General features: G+C 72.2%; 15 protein-coding genes. 9 read left to right on the forward strand and 6 right to left on the reverse strand.

The window, feature by feature from the left end; all coding sequences use genetic code 11:
* Positions 1-11: 11 nt before the first annotated feature.
* Complete coding sequence (locus HNR23_RS00795) at positions 12-815, reverse strand: TIGR03089 family protein (protein ID WP_184072501.1); 804 nt, start codon at positions 813-815, stop codon at positions 12-14.
* 346 nt (positions 816-1,161) lie between these two features.
* On the opposite strand from HNR23_RS00795, the gene HNR23_RS00800 reads away from it, so the two are divergent.
* The 3 genes from HNR23_RS00800 to HNR23_RS00810 all read left to right on the forward strand — a co-directional run bounded on the left by HNR23_RS00800 (position 1,162) and on the right by HNR23_RS00810 (position 5,460).
* A complete protein-coding gene (locus HNR23_RS00800; protein ID WP_184072503.1) occupies positions 1,162-3,207 on the forward strand; it encodes a hypothetical protein in 2,046 nt (681 codons plus the stop codon).
* Positions 3,208-3,257: 50 nt separating this feature from the next.
* A complete protein-coding gene (locus tag HNR23_RS00805) occupies positions 3,258-4,208 on the forward strand; it encodes a glycosyltransferase family 2 protein (RefSeq protein WP_184079681.1) in 951 nt (316 codons plus the stop codon).
* A gap of 133 nt (positions 4,209-4,341) precedes the next feature.
* Positions 4,342-5,460, forward strand: a complete 1,119-nt coding sequence (locus tag HNR23_RS00810) for a glycosyltransferase family 4 protein (protein WP_184072505.1) — start codon at positions 4,342-4,344, stop codon at positions 5,458-5,460.
* Here the strand turns inward: HNR23_RS00810 and HNR23_RS00815 are convergent.
* A complete protein-coding gene (locus HNR23_RS00815) occupies positions 5,432-6,364 on the reverse strand; it encodes a lysylphosphatidylglycerol synthase domain-containing protein (RefSeq protein WP_184072507.1) in 933 nt (310 codons plus the stop codon). The genes HNR23_RS00810 and HNR23_RS00815 overlap by 29 nt on opposite strands.
* A 60-nt stretch (positions 6,365-6,424) precedes the next feature.
* Positions 6,425-7,384 carry an alpha/beta fold hydrolase gene (locus HNR23_RS00820; RefSeq protein WP_221307987.1) on the reverse strand — a complete coding sequence of 320 codons (960 nt, stop codon included), beginning with the start codon at positions 7,382-7,384 and terminating at the stop codon, positions 6,425-6,427.
* Between the two features lie 122 nt (positions 7,385-7,506).
* On the opposite strand from HNR23_RS00820, the gene HNR23_RS00825 reads away from it, so the two are divergent.
* From HNR23_RS00825 to HNR23_RS00850, 6 genes are all read left to right on the forward strand, one after another.
* Positions 7,507-8,238 (forward strand): class I SAM-dependent methyltransferase, encoded by a 732-nt coding sequence (locus HNR23_RS00825; protein WP_184072510.1) that lies wholly within the window; start codon positions 7,507-7,509, stop codon positions 8,236-8,238.
* A 362-nt stretch (positions 8,239-8,600) separates the two neighbouring features.
* Positions 8,601-9,440 (forward strand): hypothetical protein, encoded by an 840-nt coding sequence (locus HNR23_RS00830; RefSeq protein WP_343070373.1) that lies wholly within the window; start codon positions 8,601-8,603, stop codon positions 9,438-9,440.
* Positions 9,437-10,645 (forward strand): glycosyltransferase, encoded by a 1,209-nt coding sequence (locus HNR23_RS00835; protein WP_184072512.1) that lies wholly within the window; start codon positions 9,437-9,439, stop codon positions 10,643-10,645. Before HNR23_RS00830 ends, HNR23_RS00835 begins: the two co-directional genes overlap by 4 nt.
* A gap of 179 nt (positions 10,646-10,824) precedes the next feature.
* Complete coding sequence (locus HNR23_RS00840; protein WP_184072514.1) at positions 10,825-11,694, forward strand: hypothetical protein; 870 nt, start codon at positions 10,825-10,827, stop codon at positions 11,692-11,694.
* 2 nt (positions 11,695-11,696) lie between these two features.
* Positions 11,697-12,902, forward strand: coding sequence for a glycosyltransferase family 4 protein (locus HNR23_RS00845; RefSeq protein WP_184072516.1), 1,206 nt, complete (start codon positions 11,697-11,699; stop codon positions 12,900-12,902).
* A gap of 31 nt (positions 12,903-12,933) precedes the next feature.
* Entirely contained in the window at positions 12,934-15,546 is a 2,613-nt protein-coding gene (locus HNR23_RS00850; RefSeq protein ID WP_184072518.1) for a bifunctional FO biosynthesis protein CofGH, read from the forward strand.
* 118 nt (positions 15,547-15,664) lie between these two features.
* On the opposite strand, the gene HNR23_RS00855 is transcribed toward HNR23_RS00850, so the two are convergent.
* The 3 genes from HNR23_RS00855 to cofD all read right to left on the reverse strand — a co-directional run bounded on the left by HNR23_RS00855 (position 15,665) and on the right by cofD (position 19,606).
* Positions 15,665-16,897: a glycosyl hydrolase family 18 protein gene (locus HNR23_RS00855; RefSeq protein WP_184072520.1), complete on the reverse strand. Its 1,233-nt coding sequence runs from the start codon at positions 16,895-16,897 to the stop codon at positions 15,665-15,667.
* Positions 16,898-17,318: 421 nt separating this feature from the next.
* Positions 17,319-18,599 carry a coenzyme F420-0:L-glutamate ligase gene (locus HNR23_RS00860; protein WP_184072522.1) on the reverse strand — a complete coding sequence of 427 codons (1,281 nt, stop codon included), beginning with the start codon at positions 18,597-18,599 and terminating at the stop codon, positions 17,319-17,321.
* A complete protein-coding gene (cofD, locus tag HNR23_RS00865) occupies positions 18,596-19,606 on the reverse strand; it encodes a 2-phospho-L-lactate transferase (RefSeq protein ID WP_184072524.1) in 1,011 nt (336 codons plus the stop codon). The genes HNR23_RS00860 and cofD overlap by 4 nt, the downstream gene beginning before the upstream one ends.
* Between the last annotated feature and the right edge of the window lie 271 nt (positions 19,607-19,877).

Here is a 19,877-nt window from a genome sequence, read left to right on the forward strand (position 1 = left end):
AGGGTTAGGCGTCAGGACAGCGGCCGGATACCGCCCGTGAGCGCGGGGGTGTCGGGCGGCGTGCCAACGATCGCGGTGGCACGTTCCATATCAAGCCGTGATTGCAGGTTAGCCGAATCGATACCTGGGAGGAGTACGAGCGGCACGGCGCGGGACAGCGGCCCGAGGAAGCGGGAGAGGTCCTTCCCCAGAACCGTGAGGGAATCCGGCGCCGAGGTGATCATAGCCACTCGGTCGTCCGCTGTCAGCCGCCAATCCGTTGCCGTTCTCCGGGCCGCGGCGACCAGATCGGCAGCCGTCGCCGGGGACGGGCCGTCCAATGCGGTGGCCGAGGCGATCGGCGGCGTCACGGGTGTGAAGTGGTCGCCGTAGGACCGGACCTCAACGGTGTAGTCGGTGGCGGCCGGCGGGCAGTCGGCCAGCGGTGCGCCGAGGGGGTGCAGGGACGTGCCCACGACCTCGCGGGCGCCGGTGGCCAGGGCCGCGTCCAGGCGGGCCGCGTCGGCGACGGCGATATCGCCCTCGGGGACCTCCCCCGCGGGGGCGGGGACGACGGTGAGCCCGGTCGACCAGCAGGCCAGCATCCACACCAGGGTCTGCCAGTGCACCGGCAGGGCGAGTACGACGCGCTCACCCGGCTCCGCACCCATCCCGTCGACCAGCATGTTGGCGGTCTTGGCCACCCAGTTGTCGAAGGTGGCGTACGAGAGCTCGACACGGCCGCCGGTATCGGCGTCGTAGGCGGTGACGAACGGGCGGGCCGGGTCGGCGGCCACAGCGGAGCGCCACAGCTCCCAGGGGGTTTCCTCGGTCACGCAGGGTCCTTGCGTATGGCCCGGGGACGGTCGGGCGCGGACGGATCCCGCACATGCTACTCGGGGGCCACGGCGGTTGTCCTCGATCGCCGGCACCCACAGGCGTCACGCCCACCCCGCTACCGGGTTTGCGGACCGGGCGCAACACGGCCGGATTGTGGGCGGGAGCCGGGTGTTCGGTAGGTTCGCCGGGAAATCCGAGATCTCCGCACCCCGCTCAGCGCTCCGGTGAGGATCCGCCCCCATGACCGATCGCCGCCCTGCCGCGGCGGGGTCCCCACGGCCTGTGTCGTGCGTGGGCCGTTCCTTATCCGGTGCGCAGCCGAGAACTGGAACAGTTGCCCCTATGAGCCTGACCCCCGGTCGCCTGCTCGCCCGTGTCACGATCGTCCCCGCCGTCGCCCTGGCCGCCTGGCTGCTGGTGGCCTTTCCGCTCCTGGTCGTCGGCCACTTCACCCCGATGACCGGGGCGCTGCTGGGCGGCCCGGCCGTGCTGGCCGCGCTGGCCCTCGTCCCCCGCTGGGTCCCCGACCTGCCCGAGCGCGACGTGCCCTGGTGGCCGGTGGCCGCCGTCGCGCTCATCACCGCGGTGTTCGCGGTGGTGCAGGTCCTCTACCACGGCGAAGTGCTGGTGATCCGGCGTGACCCCGCCTCCTACGCCCAGTTCACCGCGTGGATCGCGCAGCACGGCTCGCTGCCGATCCCCCAGGACCGCGAGCTGATCGCGGGCGACGACCCCGCCCTCGGGTACGGCAGCCTCGCCTACTACGAGGTGGGCACGGACATCTGGCCGCAGTTCCTCGCCGGGCTGCCGCTGATCCTCTCCGTCGGGTACTGGATCGGCGACATCCCCGGGATGCTGGTGGCGGCTCCGATCATCGGCGCGCTGGGGGTACTGACCTTCGCCGGACTGGCCGCCCGACTCATCGGGTCGCGCTGGGCGCCCCTGGCGGCCCTGCTGCTGGCCGTGTGCCAGACCCAGCAGTGGATCAGCCGCGCCACCTACAGCGAGATCGCGGCGCAGGTGCTGATGCTCGGTGCCTTGTGTCTGGCCTTCGATGCGCTATCGCGCCGTAGCGAGCCGCGCGACCGCTGGGGGAGCGCGCACGCGCTCGCCGCCGTGGCGGGCCTGGTGTTCGGGCTCGGCCTGGTCGTGCGGATCGACGCGATCCGCGACCTGCTGCCGGTCGTCGGCTTCATAGCGCTGCTCCTGCTCGCCCGGCGCGGCCAGGCCCTGCCCATGCTCGCCGGGCTGGTGCTGGGGCTCGGCTACGGGTTCGTCGCCGGATTCGGACTCTCGGCGCCCTACCTGGAGTACCTGTCGGACTCGCTCAACCCTCTGCTGGCGCTCAGCGCCGTCATCGTCGCCCTGATCGCGCTGGCCACGGCGCTGCTGTGGCGGCACGGCGTGCCCCGCACCGATCGGCCGAGGTGGCTGCCGGCGGCCGTCGCCGTGCTGGCGGTCCTCGTGGTCGTCGGGCTCGCGCTGCGGCCGCTCCTGCTCGTCCAGTACGGGCACGGAGACGAGGCCACCGGCGTCTACATCGGGCAGATCCAGCAGATCGAGGGGTTGCCCGTCGACCCGGAGCGCACGTATGAGGAGATGAGCCTGTACTGGGTCACCTGGTATATCGGGGTGGGGACGGTGCTGCTCGCGACCCTTGGCCTGGCGGTGCTGCTGCACCGGATGCTGCACCGCCGCGAGCCCCAGTGGGTGCTGCCGACGATGGTGCTCGTCTGGACGGTCGCCACCACCCTGGTCCGGCCGGCGATCACCCCGGACCACCCCTGGGCCAGCCGCCGCCTGATCGTCCTGGTGATCCCCGCGTTCATCCTCTTCGCGGTCTGGTTCACGGCGTGGCTCGCGCGGCGTCTCCCCGCCGAGCCGGCCGGGTCGGGGCCGATCGCCGGACGGCTGGATCCGGGGCGGACGGGGGCCGTGGTCGTGGCCGCGGCCGGCGGACTGGTCATGCTGACCCCCACGGCGATCACCGCCGCCGGGGTGATGACCTATCGATCCGATATCGGGTCGGTCGCGGCTGCAGGGGACCTGTGCGCCGCGCTGCCGGAGGATGCCAGCGTGGTCATGGTGGACGGGTCGGCCGGGAACTACATGCAGCTCATCCGGGGGATGTGCGGGGTTCCGACCGCGCGGGCCCTGGACACCGACACCGAGGCGGTCGGCCGGGTGACCGGTGAGATCCGCGACCGTGGCCGCACCCCGGTCCTGGCCGCGTCGGCCCCCGAGACCCTGGACACCTACGTCCCGCCCGGCACCCCCAAGGAGCACCCGTTCGAGGTGGAGAGCGCCGCCGACCCGAGCACCCTGATGCGCCCGCCGTCCGGCCCCTGGGCCTTCCACGGCGACGTGTGGATCGCGGTGGTCCGATGACCGCAGAACGGTATATCTCCCCCGACTATCCTTGGCCGACCGTGAGCGAGATGCACGAAGCGGCCGAAAGGCCGACACCGGACGGACCGGAGGCTCCCGGCGCTCCGGACACCGACCCCCACGTCACCATCGTGCTGCCCTGCTTCAACGAGCAGGACCACGTGGTGTTGGAGATCGAGCGGATCTGCGCGGCCATGGACGCCTCCGGCTACGCCTACGAGCTGCTCGCGATCGACGACGCGTCGACCGACGGAACCCTGGCCCGGCTGCGCGAGGCCGAGCCGTCCTACCCGCACATGCGCGTCATCGCCTTCGGGCACAACGGCGGTGCGGGGACGGTGCGCCGGATCGGCACCCAGCGGGCGCGCGGCGACATCGTGGTGTGGACCGACGCGGACATGACCTACCCCAACGAGCGCATCCCGGAGTTGGTCGCGCTGCTCGACGCCGACCCGGAGATGGACCAGGTCGTGGGTGCCCGGATACGGGAGTCCGGCAGCCACCGGTTGCTGCGGATCCCGACCAAGTGGGTGATCCGCAAGATCGCCGAGCGGCTCACCAACACCACGATCCCCGACCTCAACTCCGGCCTGCGGGCCTTCCGCCGCGAGGTCTCCCTGCCCTACCTGCGGCTGCTACCGCCCGGGTTCTCCTGCGTCACCACGATCACCCTGGCGTTCCTCTCCAACCAGCACCCGGTGCACTACGTGCCGATCAGCTACGACAAGCGCGCGGGCGACTCCAAGTTCCACTTCGTCCGCGACGCCTACCGCTACATCCTGCAGGTGCTGCGGATGGTGATGTACTTCAACCCGCTCAAGGTGCTGATGCCGGTGGCGCTGTGGCTGGTCGGTATCGGCGCGGTCAAGTTCGCGTTCGACATGGTCAGGTCGCCGCTCTACATCCCGAACAACACCATCATGCTGCTCATGACGGGCCTGATCGTGGGCTCCATGGCGCTGCTCGCGGACCTGATCGTGCGCTCCCGCGACGGCATGTGACCCCTCCTCCTCCGTTGATCTCGGAGATATCGGGGCAAAAATCGGCGCCGACACCCCGATATCTCCGAGATCAACGGAGGGGGCGGGGCGGCGACTTGGGTGAGGGTTCCGTGAGAGGAAAGGAGGGGGGCGCATGCGCATCACGCTGGTCGGGCCGGCCCACCCGTACAAGGGCGGTGGCGCCCGGCACACCACCGAGCTCGCGCACCGGCTCGCGCGGCGGGGGCACGACGTCCTCATCGAGTCGTGGCGGGCGCAGTACCCCGCACTGCTCTACCCGGGGCGCCAGACCATCGACGTGCCCGAGGGCGAACCGTTCCCGAACACCCGGCACGAGCTGGCCTGGTACCGGCCGGACGGCTGGTGGCGCGCCGGCCGCGCGGCCGGACACCGGGGACCTGGTGCGCTCACGGTGCTCACCGTGTTCTCGCCCGTCCAGGTGCCCGCCTACCTGGGCGTGCTCGCCGGAGTGGGGCGCCGGACCCGCACGGTCGCGCTCTGCCACAACGTCGTGCCGCACGAGCCGGGGCCGGCCGACGCCACCCTGATGCGGGCGCTGCTGCGCCGCGTCGACGGCGTCCTCACCCACTCGCCCGACCAGGAGTCGCTCGCCCGCGGGCTGGCTCGGGGCGCGGACACGCGGGTGCTGATGGCCGAGATACCCCCGCACCTGCCGGAGACCGGCGGGCCGCCGCCCGCCCACCCCGCCGAGGCGCGCCGCCACCACCTGCTGTTCTTCGGGATCGTGCGCCCTTACAAGGGCGTCGACGTGCTGCTGCGCGCGCTGGCCCGGGGCGCGCCGCCGACGGTGCGGCTGACCGTCGCCGGGGAGTTCTGGGGCGGGTCCGGCGACCTGCGGGCGCTCGCGGCCGACCTCGGCATCGCCGACCGCGTGGAGTTCCGTGAGGGCTATGTCCCGGCCGGCGAGCTGGCGGAGCTGTTCGCCGCCGCCGATGCCGTGGTCCTGCCGTACCGGTCGGCGACCGCCACCCAGAACGTGTGGCTCGCCCACGCGCACGGCGTCCCGGTCGTCGCCACCCGCGCGGGCACCCTGCCCGACCACGTCCGCGACGGTGCGGACGGGCTGCTGTGCGCGCCCGACGACGCCGCCGACCTGGCCCGCGCCCTTGCGGAGTTCTACGCCGAGGGTGTGGCGGAGCGGCTGCGCGGCGGAGTGCGCCCGGTGGACCCGGAGCCCTACTGGGACCCCTACGTCGACGCGCTCACCGCGCCGGTGCGGCCGATCGGGTGAATGCCAGCGCCGCACCCGCCCACACGATATCGGCCACCGTCATGACCAGCCGCGACAGCGCCGCAACGACCAGGGCGGAGCCCGGGCTGAGGACGGGGGAGAGGGCGACCACCATGACGAGTTCGCGGACGCCGATGCCGGCGGGGGCGATGACGAACAGCACGCCCAGCGTCCAGGCCAGGGCATAGGCTCCGGCGGCCGCGGGCAGGGCGGTCGGCCCGTGCCCGCCGGCGCCCAGCACCAGCACCCAGATGTGCAGGGCCAGCGGCACCCACGCGAGTACCGACCAGCCCACGGCCGCCGCCATCCCGCGGCCGCTGACGCGCTCCGGTTCGCCGTCGGGGACGTCCCGGGAGCGCCGGGTGAGCCGCAGCGCGGTGTGGATCGCCCGCGTCACGACGCGCGGGTGCAGCGCGGCCAGGAGGACGGGTGCGCAGGCCAGCACCCACCACCACCGCACCGCCGCGTCCTGTGCGGCGAACGGGAGGGTCGCCGCGGCCACGGCCAGGTTCACGGTGAGGGTCACCACGACCGCGAGCACGGTCGCGGTGTAGCCCCGCTGCCGGGCGACGTCGCGGTCACGGGCCAGTTCCACCTGGGCGACGAACGCCCACACCGACCCGGGGAGGTACTTGCCGAGCTGCCCGACGAACATCACCCGGGCAGCGGCGCCCACCGGCAGCGGCGAGCCCAGGTCGGCAAGGATCGCCCGCCAGGCCATCATCTGCGCGCCGAGCCCGGCCAGCGCGGCCGCGACGGAGGCGGCGACGAAGCCGGGGGAGAGGGTGCGCAGCGCCGACTCGGCCTCGTCCCACCGGGCGTACAGCGCGTACCCCGCGCACCCGAGGACGGCCAGCACGAAGATCAGGCGGACCCAACGGTGGTCGCGCAACCGGCTCAGCACGTGGCCAGGCTACTGGCCGACGCCCGGCGTACCGTGCACGCGTCCGAGGCGATGCGCCGGTCAGCGCCCGGCCAGGAACTCCTCGACGAGGTCGGCGACGTGCCCGGGGTGTGACATGTGGACGGCGTAGGGCGCGTCCACACCGCGGGTGGGCAGGTGGTCGCCGCGGGGGACGAGTTCGTGTTCGGCCTGGGCGGCGCGGATCGCGGCGTAATGGGCCGGTGCGCCGGGCGGGGTGACGACGGGGGCCGTGGAGACGAGGGTGAGTGCGGGCGCTCTCAGCTCGGGGTAGAGCACGTCGGGGTCGAAGAAGTCGAAGGCCGTCTGGAGCTCCCGGGCGGCGCGCTGGCCGGGGCGCGGGCAGGCGACGCCGTCGCCGGTGGAGGCGGACCGCAGCGCCGAGGCCGCCAGGGCCGCGCCGGGCAGCCCCATCACACCGCACCGGTAGGCGGCCACCATCCGTTCGAAGGCGTCGGGCGGCATCGGCGCGAGCGTGGCGGTCACCTGCTCGATGACGTAGTGGCGAACGGCCGCCGTGTGGCCGGCGGCCTCCTCCGGTGTCATGCCGAGCCGGTCGGCGATGTGGTGGGCGCGCGGCCAGCCGTGCCCTTCGATGTTCACCACGGCGGTGACGCGCGACGACCGTGTTCCGTAGGCGACCGCGAGCATCCCGCCCAGGCCGTGGCCGACCAGGACCGGGGCGGTCAGGCCGAAGTGCCCGACCACCCGGACGAGGTCGTCCAGCAGGCCGTCGAGGGTCCAGGCGCCGTCCGCGGAATGGCCGTGCCCGCGCAGGTCGACCGAGTAGAGCGGGTGCCGCCCGGCCAGCAGCGGGGCGATGGGCTCCCAGTCCTCCAGGGTTCTGCCCAGGTCGTGCAGGAGCACGACCGGGCGTCCGGACCGGTCGGCGGCGCCGCGCCCTTCATGCCCCTCGCGCTCCGGCGCCCTGACCCGCACCGCGAGGGCGGGTGCCCCCGGGAGGCGGACCTCGCACGGCGGCGCCGGTGCGGTGTTCGACATCTGCTGCAGCCCCCTTGTGTCCACGCTGTGAGCACCGGTCCAGGTGCTCACCTGCACGCTAGAACGGGGGACCGCCATCCGCCTGACATCTCGCTGACGGAGCGCTGAGGGGACCGTGGGCGATGTGTCCTAGGGTGGCCCGCGTGGGAATCCCAGATGCCGTCGCCTTCGCCGGCCACCAGGTTCATGTCTGCCGCTACCGCGAGGCGGGGAGGCTGCTCCGGTGGCTCGGCGACGACCTGCGCGGGCAGACGGTCCTCGACATCGCCGGGGGTGACGGCTACTGGGCCGGCCAGGCGCGGCGCCGCGGCGCCCGCGCGGTCTCGGTGGACCTTGCGCGGCACAAGATGGTGCGTGGCGCACGGTTGCGGCACGCGCCGGCGCTCGTCGAGGGCGACGCCCTCCGGCTGCCGCTGCGCGACGCCGCCGCCGACAAGGTGATGTCGATCTGCGCCATCGAGCACTTCGACGACGGTCCGGCCGCGCTGGCGGAGATGTCCAGGGTGCTGCGCCCCGGCGGAGAGCTGGTGATGTCGGCCGACTGCCTGTCGCGCCGCGCCCTGTGGCCCGAGCTGTTCGAGGCGCACCGCAGGCGCTACCACGTGCAGCGGACCTACACCCACGAGTCGCTGGCCGAGCTGCTGGGCGCGGTGGGCCTGGACGTGCTGGAGCACAGCTACCAGTTCCGCGGCCGCGCCGCGGAGCGCGCCTATCTGACGCTGTCGGCGCGCGGTGGGCGGGTCGGTTTCAACGCCGCGGCGCCGCTGATCCCCCTGGTGTCGTTCGACGACGCACGGCAGCCCAACACCCGGGGCAGCATCGTGCTGATCCGGGCACGGAAGCGCTCGGTGTAGAGCCAGCCGCTCGGGATAGCCACCCAAAGGCCACTTGTGTGATCTTGGCCGCATGTGGCCATTATTTTTGCCATGCAAACCGTTTCGGCCTGCTCGCGCGATACCCCCATTGACGTGGCGAAATAGAGATGATTCGACGTATTTGCCAGAGGCACCCCTTACGCGCGCTTTAAAGGGGGAATTGTACGGTTCAGGGTGAAGAGTGGTGCTGCTGTGCCATCGGGGGTCGATTGCATGGCGATGCCACCTATGCACAGACCGTCCCGTTCGCGGTCGAATAATCCGCGTCATCGGTTGTCGGCGTCACCCGTAGTGCCGCAGCGCGGTGCCCGCGGGACAGTCATGGGTTCATGGGGAGACCAGTGCAGACAGAGTTGAGTCGAATCGACAGCGGCGACGTCCTTGAGCTGCGCCTCCGCGACCACGACGGCCGGGGCGGCGAGGCGGGCGACGGCGCCTCCCTTGCCTTGCGCCGAGGTGGGGCCGCCGATGCCGACGCCGTCATTCCCATCACCAGCGTCCGCAGGTCGGGTGATCGGGTGCTGGCCGACCTCAAGGACCTTCCGATCGATGAGGGAACGTGGGACGTGCTGTGGGTCGGCCCCGACGGCCACCCCACCCCTCTCGGCACACGCGACCCCGGGCTGAACCTGCGTGACCGCGTCGCCTATCTGCGTCGACCGCGGCACCGCGAACTGCGGGCGATCCGTGACCCGAAGGGGCGGCTGCGGCTGCGCGCGGTCGCGGTCACCCCGTACGCCGAGGTCGTCTGGGTGGACGTGGGCGCCGAATCGGTCACCGTCTCCGGCCTGCTCGCCTACACCGCCCAGCGCGAGGGGGCCGCTTCCGCCGAGCTCATAGCCCGCCAGCGCGCGCGCTCGGGCGTCGTGGCGGCCCCGGCCGAACTCGTCGACGGCCGTTTCACCTGTGAGATCCCGCTGCGCCCCCTGGTGGCCGCGCACGACCTCGAGCGTGCGCACAACGAGTGGGACCTGTGGCTCCAGGCCGACACGGAGGCGGGCGCACCGGACGGGCTGCGCCTCGCCTCCCATGCCGACGACGTCGTCGGCAAGAAGAAGAAGGTCGTCTACGCGGGCACCACACTCTCCGCCGGGGGCCCCGCCGTGCGGGTCCGGCCCTACTACACCGTGCACGACGGTCTGTCGCTGCTGGCGACCCTTGCGGAAAGGGGCGAGCGGTGAAGATCGCATTCGTCATCGCCAACGCCTACGGCATGGGCGGGACCATCCGCACGGTCTTCAACACCGCCGGAGGGCTCGCCGCGCGCCACGATGTGGAGATCGCCAGTCTCGCGAGGCACCAGGAGAAGCCGTTCTTCCCGGTACCCGAGGGCGTCCGGGTGGTGCCGCTCACGCCGATGGGCACCCAGGTCGGCGGACCCCACCACACCAGCGGCGGACTGGTCAACGGGTGGCGGGAGCGGCGCCTGGCCGAGGTGGTCACGACCAGCGAGGTGGAGCAGAACGGCGCCTTCACCGGCCTGGCAGGCCACCGCCTGCGCAGGTACCTGCGCACCACCGACGCAGATGTGGTCGTCGGTACACGCCCCGGTATCAACCTCGCGATCGCGGCGTGGGCGCCCGACCGCCTGCTGCGCATCGGCCAGGAACACGTCAACCTCGACGAGCACCGCAAGGACCTGCGGCGCGCCATCGCCGACCGATTCTCCCGACTCGACGGGCTGACGGTGCTGACCGAGGCCGACCGCTCCGCTTACCTGGACTTCCTCGGCCCCGATCCGGAGTGGCTGCGGGTCATGCCCAATGCGCTTCCCGCGGAGGACTATCCCCTCTCCACGCAGGAGAACCCGATCATCGCGGCGGCGGGGCGCATGACGCCGATCAAGCAGTACCCCAAGCTCCTCGACGCCTTCGCCACGGTCGCCGAGAAGCACCCCGAGTGGCGACTGCGCATCTACGGCGGCGGCAGCAAGGACGGGAAGCTGCGCAAGAAGATCGTCGAGATGGGCCTGAGCAACCAGGTCGCCCTCATGGGGCGCACCAAGGACCTGACAGGGGAGCTGGCCAAGGCGTCTCTGCTGGCGGTCAGCTCGCGCGTCGAGGGATTCGGCATGACGATCATCGAGGGCTTCTCCGTCGGGGTGCCCACCGTCAGCTTCGACTGCCCCTACGGCCCTCGGGAGATCATCGACCACGAGCGCAACGGTCTGCTCGTGCCCGACCAGGACGTCGAGGCGCTCGGGGCCGCGCTGCTGCGCCTCGTCGAGGACCCCGACGAGCGCCGCCGCATGGCCGAGGAGGCGGCGCTCTCGGCCGCCGACTACGACATCGCGGTGATCACCCGGCGATGGGAGGAGTTCCTCTCCGAGCGCCGGCGCGCGAAGGAAGCCCTGCGCACAGCGCGGCCCCCGGGGGCCGCGGCCTGACCGACCGCTCACCGCACAGCGCGGACCAGTGCTTTTTGCCATTGCTTGACGTTTTCTTGGCTTTTCTCCGGTGAAATCCTGGGCGCTTCTTGGTGCGGAGTCGGAAATGTCATGAACCGTCCTTCCATTAGCTTGTCGTTCGGTCCTGAACGCACATATCCGAGAAGTCAGGGGAAAGCATGCGCGTCGGTACGAGCCGCGTCCTGGCGGACGATGTCCTGGAGCTGGCTCCGGCCGCGTCCGGGGCGACCAACGCGAACCTCATCTGCAAGCCGGTCGGCAAGCTCAAGGAGTCCGGCGCCGCCGACCGGTCCCTCCCGCCCCGTGTCGACGGCGACCGCGTCCTGGTCGACTTCGGCACCTTGACCCCCGGGACCTGGGCACTGCGCTGGGCGGAGCCCGGCGGCATGGAGCGACCGATTCTCACCACCGACCCCTGCTACGACACCGCCCTGGCGGAGGAGTACGCGTCCCGCGCTCGTACGCACGCCTTCGGCGTGGTGCGCACCGCCACGGGCCGCCTGCGCGTGCGGGTGCGCGCGGTCCGACCACACGCCGAGGTGCGCACCGTCCGAACCACGGACGAGCAGGTCGCGGTCGGCGGATTCCTCGCCTACACCGCCGAACCCGCGGCCGGAGCCGACGTCGAACTGGTGGTCCGGAGCCGCCACCGGGAGGGCGACGAGGAGCAGCGGTACCCGGCACGGCTCACCGGGCGCACATTCACCGCCGAGATCCCCTTGCGCCCGCTCGCCGAGGCACACGACCTCGGACGCGACCACAACGAGTGGGACCTGTGGCTGCGGATTCCCGGCCTCGACACCGAACTGCGGCTCGGCTCCCACGTCGACGACATCGTCGGGAAGAAGGGCCGCCTGAGCTTCCTGCGGACCGCGATCGGCACCGGCGCCGGGGCCATCGGGATGAGCCCCTACTACACCGTCAAGGACGGCCTGAGCATCCTGGGAGTCGCGGTGACCGACACCTCCGACGATCGCGCCGACGAAGCGGCCGACGACACCGGCGACGCATTGGGAGAGGCCGCCTGACCATGCGGATCACCTTCCTCATCGGCAACATCTACGGGATGGGTGGGACGATCCGAGCCACGTCCAGCCTGGCCAACGGGCTCTGCGCCGAGCACGACGTGGAGATCGTCAGCCTCGCGCAGAACGCGGCCGAACCGTTCTTTCCCATCGACCCCAGGGTCCGGCTGCACACCCTCACCCACAGCCGCGGCTGGACCGAGCGCCCCGAGCCCGCGCCGGAGATCGCCGAACTCGAACCGATGCCCGCCGAACACGTGCCCGGAAGCGAGGCCGAGCGCGCCAACGTCTTCAACGCGGCCACCGAGCGCGAGGTCCGGCGCTACCTGGACCGGGTCGAGGCCGACGTCGTGGTGGCCACCTCCCCCGGCCTCAACTCGCTGCTGGCGAAGTTCGGCCGCCCGGACTACCTGCGCATCGGCCAGGAGCACGAGAACCTCGGCCAGCGCGATGAGGGCGTCCGCGCGCACATCCGCGACGTGCACACCACCCTCGACGGCGTCACGGTCCTCACCGACGCCGACCGCGCGGAGTACGCCGCGTTCGTGGACGCGCCCGACGAGTGGGCGGTGACGATGCCCAACCCGCTCCCCGAGCGGCTGTACGCCACCTCCCGCCTGACCAACCCCATCATCGCGACCGCCGGGCGTCTCGTCCCCGTGAAGCAGTACCCGCTCCTCGTCCGGGCCTTCGCCGCCGTCGCCGACAAGCACCCCGACTGGCAGCTGCGCATCTACGGCCGCGGCGCGGAGAAGGCGGCCATCCGCGCCGCCATCGACGAGCACGGCCTGCACGGCCGGGTCGCGCTCATGGGGCGCACCCCCGCCATCACCGACGAGTTCGCCAAGGCCTCCATCGTCGCCGTCAGCTCCGCTCAGGAAGGCTTCGGCATGACGATCGTCGAAGCCTTCGCCGTGGGCGTGCCCGTGGTGAGCTTCGACTGCCCCTTCGGCCCCCGCGAGCTCATCACCGACGGGCACAACGGGCTGCTCGTCGCCGACCAGGACGTCGACGCCCTCTCCGCGGGCCTGCTGCGCCTGGTCGAGGACGCCGACGAGCGACGGCGCCTCGGCGCGGCCACGGCGGAGACCGCCGCGCGGTTCCACATCGACACCGTCACCGCCCGCTGGGAGCGCTACCTGGAGGGCCACCCGGCCAGGCGCCGCAAGCCCTCCGTCTGGTCGCGGATCGTCCGCCCCTGGCGGCGGTAGGCGTGGCTACCGGCGCGTAGGCTGAGCGGTTATGAGTGGTGGATCAAGCGGGAAGGCCGACGCACCATCGGCGTCGGCCATGCGCCGCGCCCTGGCGCGGGCACGCGACGGCAAGGCACTGGACGCGACCGAGGCCGAGGTTCTGCTGCAGGCGCGCGGCGATGACCTCGACACCCTGCTCGCCCATGCGGGGCGGGTCCGCGACGCCGGGCTGGAGGCGGCGGGCCGTCCCGGCGTCATCACCTACAGCCGCAGCGTCTTCGTCCCGCTCACCCGGCTGTGCCGGGACCGCTGCCACTACTGCACGTTCGCCACGGTCCCCGGCAGGCTCCCCGCCCCCTTCCTCTCCCCGGACGAGGTCCTGGAGATCGCCCGACAGGGTGCGGCCATGGGTTGCAAGGAGGCCCTGTTCACCCTGGGTGACCGCCCCGAGGACCGGTGGTCGGCGGCCAAGCAGTGGCTCGACGAGCGCGGCTACGACGACACCCTCTCCTACGTGCGGGCCATGGCCATCCTGGTGCTGGAGGAGACCGGGGTTCTGCCGCACCTCAACCCCGGCGTGCTGAGCTGGAGCGACTTCCAGCGGCTCAAGCCCGTCTCGGCGTCCATGGGGATGATGCTGGAGACCACGTCCGAGCGCCTGTTCACCGAGCGCGGCCAGCCCCACTACGGCAGTCCCGACAAGGATCCCAAGGTCCGGCTGCGGGTGCTGCAGGACGCCGGGCGGTCCAGTGTTCCGTTCACCACGGGACTGCTCATCGGCATCGGCGAGACCCTGGCCGAGCGCGCCGACTCGATCTTCGCGCTGCGCGCCGCCGCCCGCGAGTACGGGGCGATCCAAGAGCTCATCATCCAGAACTTCCGCGCCAAAGCGGACACCGCGATGATGCACCGCCCCGACGCCGACCTCTCCGACCTGGCCGCCACGATCGCGGTGACCCGCCTGGTCCTGGGGCCGCGGATGCGCGTGCAGGCGCCGCCCAACCTCATCGGCGGCGAGTACGAGCTGATGCTGCGCGCCGGGATCGACGACTGGGGCGGTGTCTCCCCGCTCACCCCCGACCACGTCAACCCCGAGCGGCCCTGGCCGCAGGTCGACGAGCTCGCCGAGCGCAGCGCGGCACTCGGCTTCGACCTTCGCGAACGGCTGCCCGCCTACCCCGAGTACGTGCGCCAGGGCGAGCCGTGGCTGGACCCGCGGGTGGCCCCGCACGTCCACGCGCTCGCCGACCCCGAGACCGGCCTGGCCGCCGAGGACGCCCCGGTCGTGGGCCGCCCCTGGCAGGAACCGGAGACGCAGATGACCGCGTCGGGCCGGACCGACCTGCACACCGGCATCGACACCGAGGGGCGCACCGGCGACCGGCGCGGCGACTTCGACGCGGTCTACGGCGACTGGGACGAGCTGCGCGAGCGCCTTCCCCGGCACGAGGGCGGCGCTGCGCCGCGGCGCTTCGACCCGGAGATCCGCGCAGCGCTGCGGCACGCCGAGTCCGACCCGGCCGGACTCGGCGACGCCGAGGCGCTGGCGCTGCTGCACGCCGACGGCCCGGAACTGGAGGCGCTCGCCGGGTTGGCCGACGCGGTCCGCCGGGACGCGGTGGGCGACGACATCACCTTCACGGTCACGCGGAACATCAACTTCACCAACGTCTGCTACACCGGATGCCGCTTCTGCGCGTTCGCGCAGCGCCGCACCGACGCCGACGCCTACACCCTCTCCCTGGAGCAGGTGGCCGACCGGGCCGCCGAGGCGTGGGAGGCCGGCGCCAACGAGGTGTGCATGCAGGGCGGGATCCACCCGGACCTGCCCGGTACCGCCTACTTCGACATCGCGCGTGCGGTCAAGGAGCGGGTCCCGGACATGCACGTCCACGCCTTCAGCCCGATGGAGGTCGTCAACGGCGCATCGCGCACGAACCTGCCGATCCGCGCGTGGCTGGAGCGGGCGCGGGAGGCCGGACTCGACTCGATCCCCGGGACCGCCGCGGAGATCCTGGACGACGACATCCGCTGGGTTCTGACCAAGGGCAAGCTGCCGGCCGCCGAGTGGATCGAGGTCGTCACCACAGCCCACGACGTGGGCATTCCCACGACGTCGACGATGATGTACGGCCACGTGGACACCCCGGCGCACTGGGTCGCCCACATCAAGCTGCTGCGTTCGCTGCAGGAGCGGTCGGTGGAGCGCAACGGGCGCCCCGGGTTCACCGAGTTCGTGCTGCTGCCGTTCGTGCACACCAACGCGCCGATCTACCTGGCGGGGCTGGCCCGGACCGGGCCGACCGTGCGGGAGAACCGCGCGGTGCACGCGCTGGCGCGGCTGCTGCTGCACGGGGCCATCGACAACATCCAGTGCTCCTGGGTGAAGCTCGCCGAGGAGACCTGCCGTCAGCTGCTCGCGGGCGGCGTCAACGACGTCGGTGGAACGCTGATGGAGGAGACGATCAGCCGCATGGCCGGGTCGGACAACGGGTCGTTCAAGACGATCAGCGACATCCGGGCGATGGTCGCCCCCACCGGGAGGCCGCTGCGGCAGCGCACCACCACCTATGGCGAGGTGAGCGCGGAGCGCCGTGCGATCGCCGAGGCGCACGACGGCGTGGCCGAGAGTGTCCGCCGCACCCGCCTCCCCCTGGTCTGACGCCGACCGGGCATCCGCGGGGTGCGGCGGGGCGCGTCCCCGCCGCACCGGCACATGGTCCGGCCCGACCGGGAGCGCCGCGCGCATCCCGGGCCGGGCCGGCGTGAGGGGGGGGCGATCAGCAGGCGCCGAGGTCCCTCCACGGACCCCACGCGCCGCCCGTACCGGGCGTGTCGCCCTGGGTCCACCAGCGGGCCTCATACGTGCGGCCGGCATAGGAGACGCGGTCGCCTCCGGTGTAGACGGTCGTGGGCGACCACGCCGGCGCGGTGCAGTCGCCGGGCTGGCCCGGGTCGCCGGGGTCACCCGGATCGCCGGGGCCGCCGTCGAGCCGGGGCCGGATGGTGTCGGCGAACGCGTAGCCGTTGGTGGCGTCCCAGTTGATCGACCAGGTCATCACGCCGCCGAGCTTTCCGTAGGGCTGGTCGGGGGTGAACGACGCGCAGTTCGTCCCGGCCTCCAGGCAGTCCAGGGCCCGGACGACGTCGGCCGGCGGCTGGTGTCCGCCGCCCGCGGCGCGGGGCACGGCGGGCAGGCCCAGCCCCACCTGGTCGGGGCGCAGCCCCATCTCCAGCTGGATGCAGGCCTGGGCGGTCAGGAAGTCCACCGTCCCCTGGGAGTAGACGCCCTGGTCGCACCCCATCATCGAGCCGGAGTTGTAGTACTGCATGTTGACCAGGGTGATGATGTCGCCCGCGTTCTGGGCGAGCCGGTAGTAGGAGTAACTGGGGGCCTGGAAGTCGATGGTCTGCGGCGCCATGGTGATGATCAGGTCGCTGCCCGCCAGGCTGCGCAGGGAGCGCAGCGCCTCCTCCATGTACTGGGCGTTCATGCCGTGTTCGAGGTCGATGTCGACGCCGTCGAACCCGTACTCGCGCATCAGGTCGTAGGTGGTGCGGGCGAAGTTGGCGGCCTCGGTGGGGTTGGTGACGTTGACGTGCCCGAGTTCTCCGCCGACCGAGATGACCACCTTGCGGCCCTGGTCGCGGACCGCGGCGACGTCGGCCTTGAACTCCTCCTCGGTGTAGCCGCCGAGTTCCGAGCTCGCCAGGTCGAAGGTGATGCCGCCGGGGACGCCCGCGAGGTTGTCGGCGAAGGCGATCGCGATCATGTTGTACTCGGCGGGGATCTCGCCGACCTTCAGGATCGTCGACCCGTTGTCGAAGTTGTGCCAGTAGCCGGTGAGCCACCCGCCGGTGTCGGCGGAACCCGCGGCGGCGGGTGCGGCGGGCTCGGCCGCGGGAGCCGGGGCGGCGGATGCGGGAGCGGAGGCGGTGAACAGTCCGGCCACGAGGAGGGCGGCGGCGGAGATGGAGAGCAGGGGTGAGGTGCGTCCGGCTGGAGCGTGCATGGGGGATGGGCTCCTTGCGCTGATCCGAGAAGATCCGTCGAGCGGGCACGGTGGGACACGGCGCTCAGGTCGCGCGAGACCGTCCCCGCCTGACGGCGGGGGCACTGTGTCGTGGATCCGGCCGGATCTTGGATTGGAAGCAACGTAAGCCGCGGATCCAGGGGCCGTCAATGGAATCGTAAAGAAAGTTTGCAGTAAAGTCGTGAACTATTGATCCGTCACCCACGTGTCCCGAAAAGTGCCGAATGCACACCGCTAGAGCGGCGCACCCGGCCCAAGGGGCCGCACCCCCTGGCTCCGAGGTCCGCTGGGCGGCCTTGGCCGCGGTCTCCCGCGGGATGTTCGGTGGAAGAAGCGGCACCGAGGCGGCAGGCGCCTCCGGACGTCTCGGGACGCCCTGAGGCGCCCCGAGACGACGGGATCAGCGGACCTCGATGAACGCCTCCGGGTCCCGGGGCGGGCGCTCCTCGGGCGGGGCCGCGGCGTGGCCGACGGCGACCGCGCCCATCGGCTGCCACTCCTGCGGCAGCTCCAGGACCTCGCGGACCACGTCCGGGCAGAACATCGTCGAGGAGATCCACGCCGACCCCAGGCCCTCCATGGCCAGGCCCACGAGCAGGTTCTGCACGCCGGCGCCCATCGCCACCAGGAACATGGAGCGCTCGGCGTCCGCCCGGCGCGCGTCCGGGTAGGGGTGCGCGCCGTCGGCCACCAGGCACGGAACCACCAGGTAGGGCGCGTTGCGCAGCACGTCGCCGCGGCGCAGCCGCTTGGTGATGGACTCCTCGGTGAAGCCGTCGCCCCGCAGGTCGGCGGTCCACGCGTCGCGCATCTCGTCCAACAGGCGCTTCTTCGTCGCCGCCGACTCCACCAGGACGAACCGCCACGGGGTGGTGTGGTGCGGGGCGGGGGCGGTGATCGCCGCCGACACCGCCCTGCGCACCGCCGCAGGGTCGACCGGCGCGTCGGTGAACTCCCGGATCGTCCTGCGTGCCGGCACCACATCGCGGGACCCGTACCGGAACAGGTCCTCGTCGGCGGGGCGGACCAGCGCTGCGGCGCCCGCTCCGTCGGCCTCGGTCACCCGGTGCTCCAGGCCGCGCACCACCGCCACCGGGATCCCGTTCGACTTGCCCTTGACCAGCTCGGCCGCTGCCGCGATCTCGTCCGCGACGGCGTTGACGGTGGCGTCCAGCACGTTGCCGTGCGTGTCGCTCGACCCCCGCAGGTCGTCCAGGGCGTCGATGCCGGCGGCGCCGATGGCGACGTCGGTCTGCCCGGAGCGCCACGGGCGGCCGAAGGTGTCGGTGATGAGGACCGCGATCCGCACGCCGAACCGCTCCTGCAGCGCGGCGCGCAGCCGACGCGCCGATGCGTCGGGGTCCTCGGGCAGCAGCAGTACGTATCCGGGTTCCACGTTGGAGGCGTCCACTCCGGCCGCGGCGGCGACCAGGCCGCTGCGCATCTGCACGATGCGGGTGGCGCCCTTGCGCGCCACCACCCGGACCGTCTCGGCGTCGATGGCCGTCTCGCGGTCCATACGGTGCACGCGGCCCTCGGCCTTGCTGACGATCTTGGACGTCACGGCGAGGATGTCGCCGTCGCGCGGCTCGACGGCCGCGGCGACGATTTCGGCCAGGTCGTCGCCGGGGCGGATCTCGGGGAGTCCGGTGACCCCGTGGACGTGCAGGTCTCTCGTCATGGGCGAGCCTCCTTCGCCGCAGTCCGGCCGCCGGTGTCGGAGGCGCGGTCCTTCAGTTCCACGGCCAGGTCCAGGGCGGCGCGGGCGAGTTCCCGGGTGGCCTCGGGGTCGCTCATGTAGAGGGGGCGGGAGCGGACCTCGATGCCCTCGACACTCACCCCTTCGTCGGCCTCGTCCACCAGCCAGCCGTCCAGGAGCTCGGGCCCGTAGTGCTCGGCCACGGCCCGGGCACTGGTCTCCACGCCGATCGCGGTCAGGCATGCGTCGGCGTGCCCGCGCACAGGGGCGCCGCCGATGATGGGGGAGACCCCGACGACCGTCTTGGCGGCGACGGCGTCGCGGATACCGGGGACGTTGAGGATGGTGCCGATGCTGACCACCGGGTTCGACGGCGGCAGCAGCACGGCGTCCGCCTCCGCGATCGCCTCCAGCACGCCCGGTGCCGGCGTGGCGTCGGCGGCTCCGGCCCCGATGATCTGCTCCGCGGGGATCGCGGCCCGGTGCCGCACCCACCACTCCTGGAAGTGGATGGCGCGGCGGCCCCCCTCGTCGTTGACGAGCACGTGCGTCTCGACGCGGTCATCGGTCATGGGCAGCAGCCGCACGCCCGGCTGCCAGCGGTCGCACAGGGCCGCGGTGATGGCGGAGAGAGGGTAGTCGGCCGCCATCATCTGCGCCCGCACGATGTGTGTGGCGAAGTCCCGGTCACCCAGGCCGAACCAGGTGGGCTGCATCCCGTAGGCGGCCAGCTCCTCCTTGACCGTGAAGGTCTCGTCGGCGCGACCCCAGCCCCGGGCCTCGTCGGCGCCGCCGCCGAGCGTGTACATCACGGTGTCCAGGTCCGGGCAGACCCGCAAGCCGAAAAGTGTGATGTCATCGCCCGTATTGCCAATGACCGTTATGGTCGAATCGTTCTCTGGGGCGTCCGCCCCGATTCCGAGCGCCGCTTTGAGGCCGCGCAGGAACCGCGCGCCTCCGACCCCGCCAGCCAGCACGACTATCCGCATGACCCCAAGTCTGGCAGGCTGTTGCGGTGTGTGCGCCGTGTGGCCCGCGTGTCCGCGGAGGCAGGTGGTGCACGTGCGCTTTCTGCCCGCCATCCGGCGGCGGGGCAGGTGGTGGGGCTTCCGGAGAGCGGATGTGCGCGGGGTGTTCCGTGCGGGTCCGGCTCGTACACCGGTCGGTCGGCGGGTCCGGAACCCACGTGATATCCCCCACGTCCGACCACCGTGCACGAACGCGAGGGACGCCGTGGGGCGGGCGCTCGACCGAGATTCG

Origin of the sequence: Nocardiopsis mwathae (genome assembly GCF_014201195.1) — a bacterium.
GTDB classification, from domain to species: domain Bacteria; phylum Actinomycetota; class Actinomycetes; order Streptosporangiales; family Streptosporangiaceae; genus Nocardiopsis_C; species Nocardiopsis_C mwathae.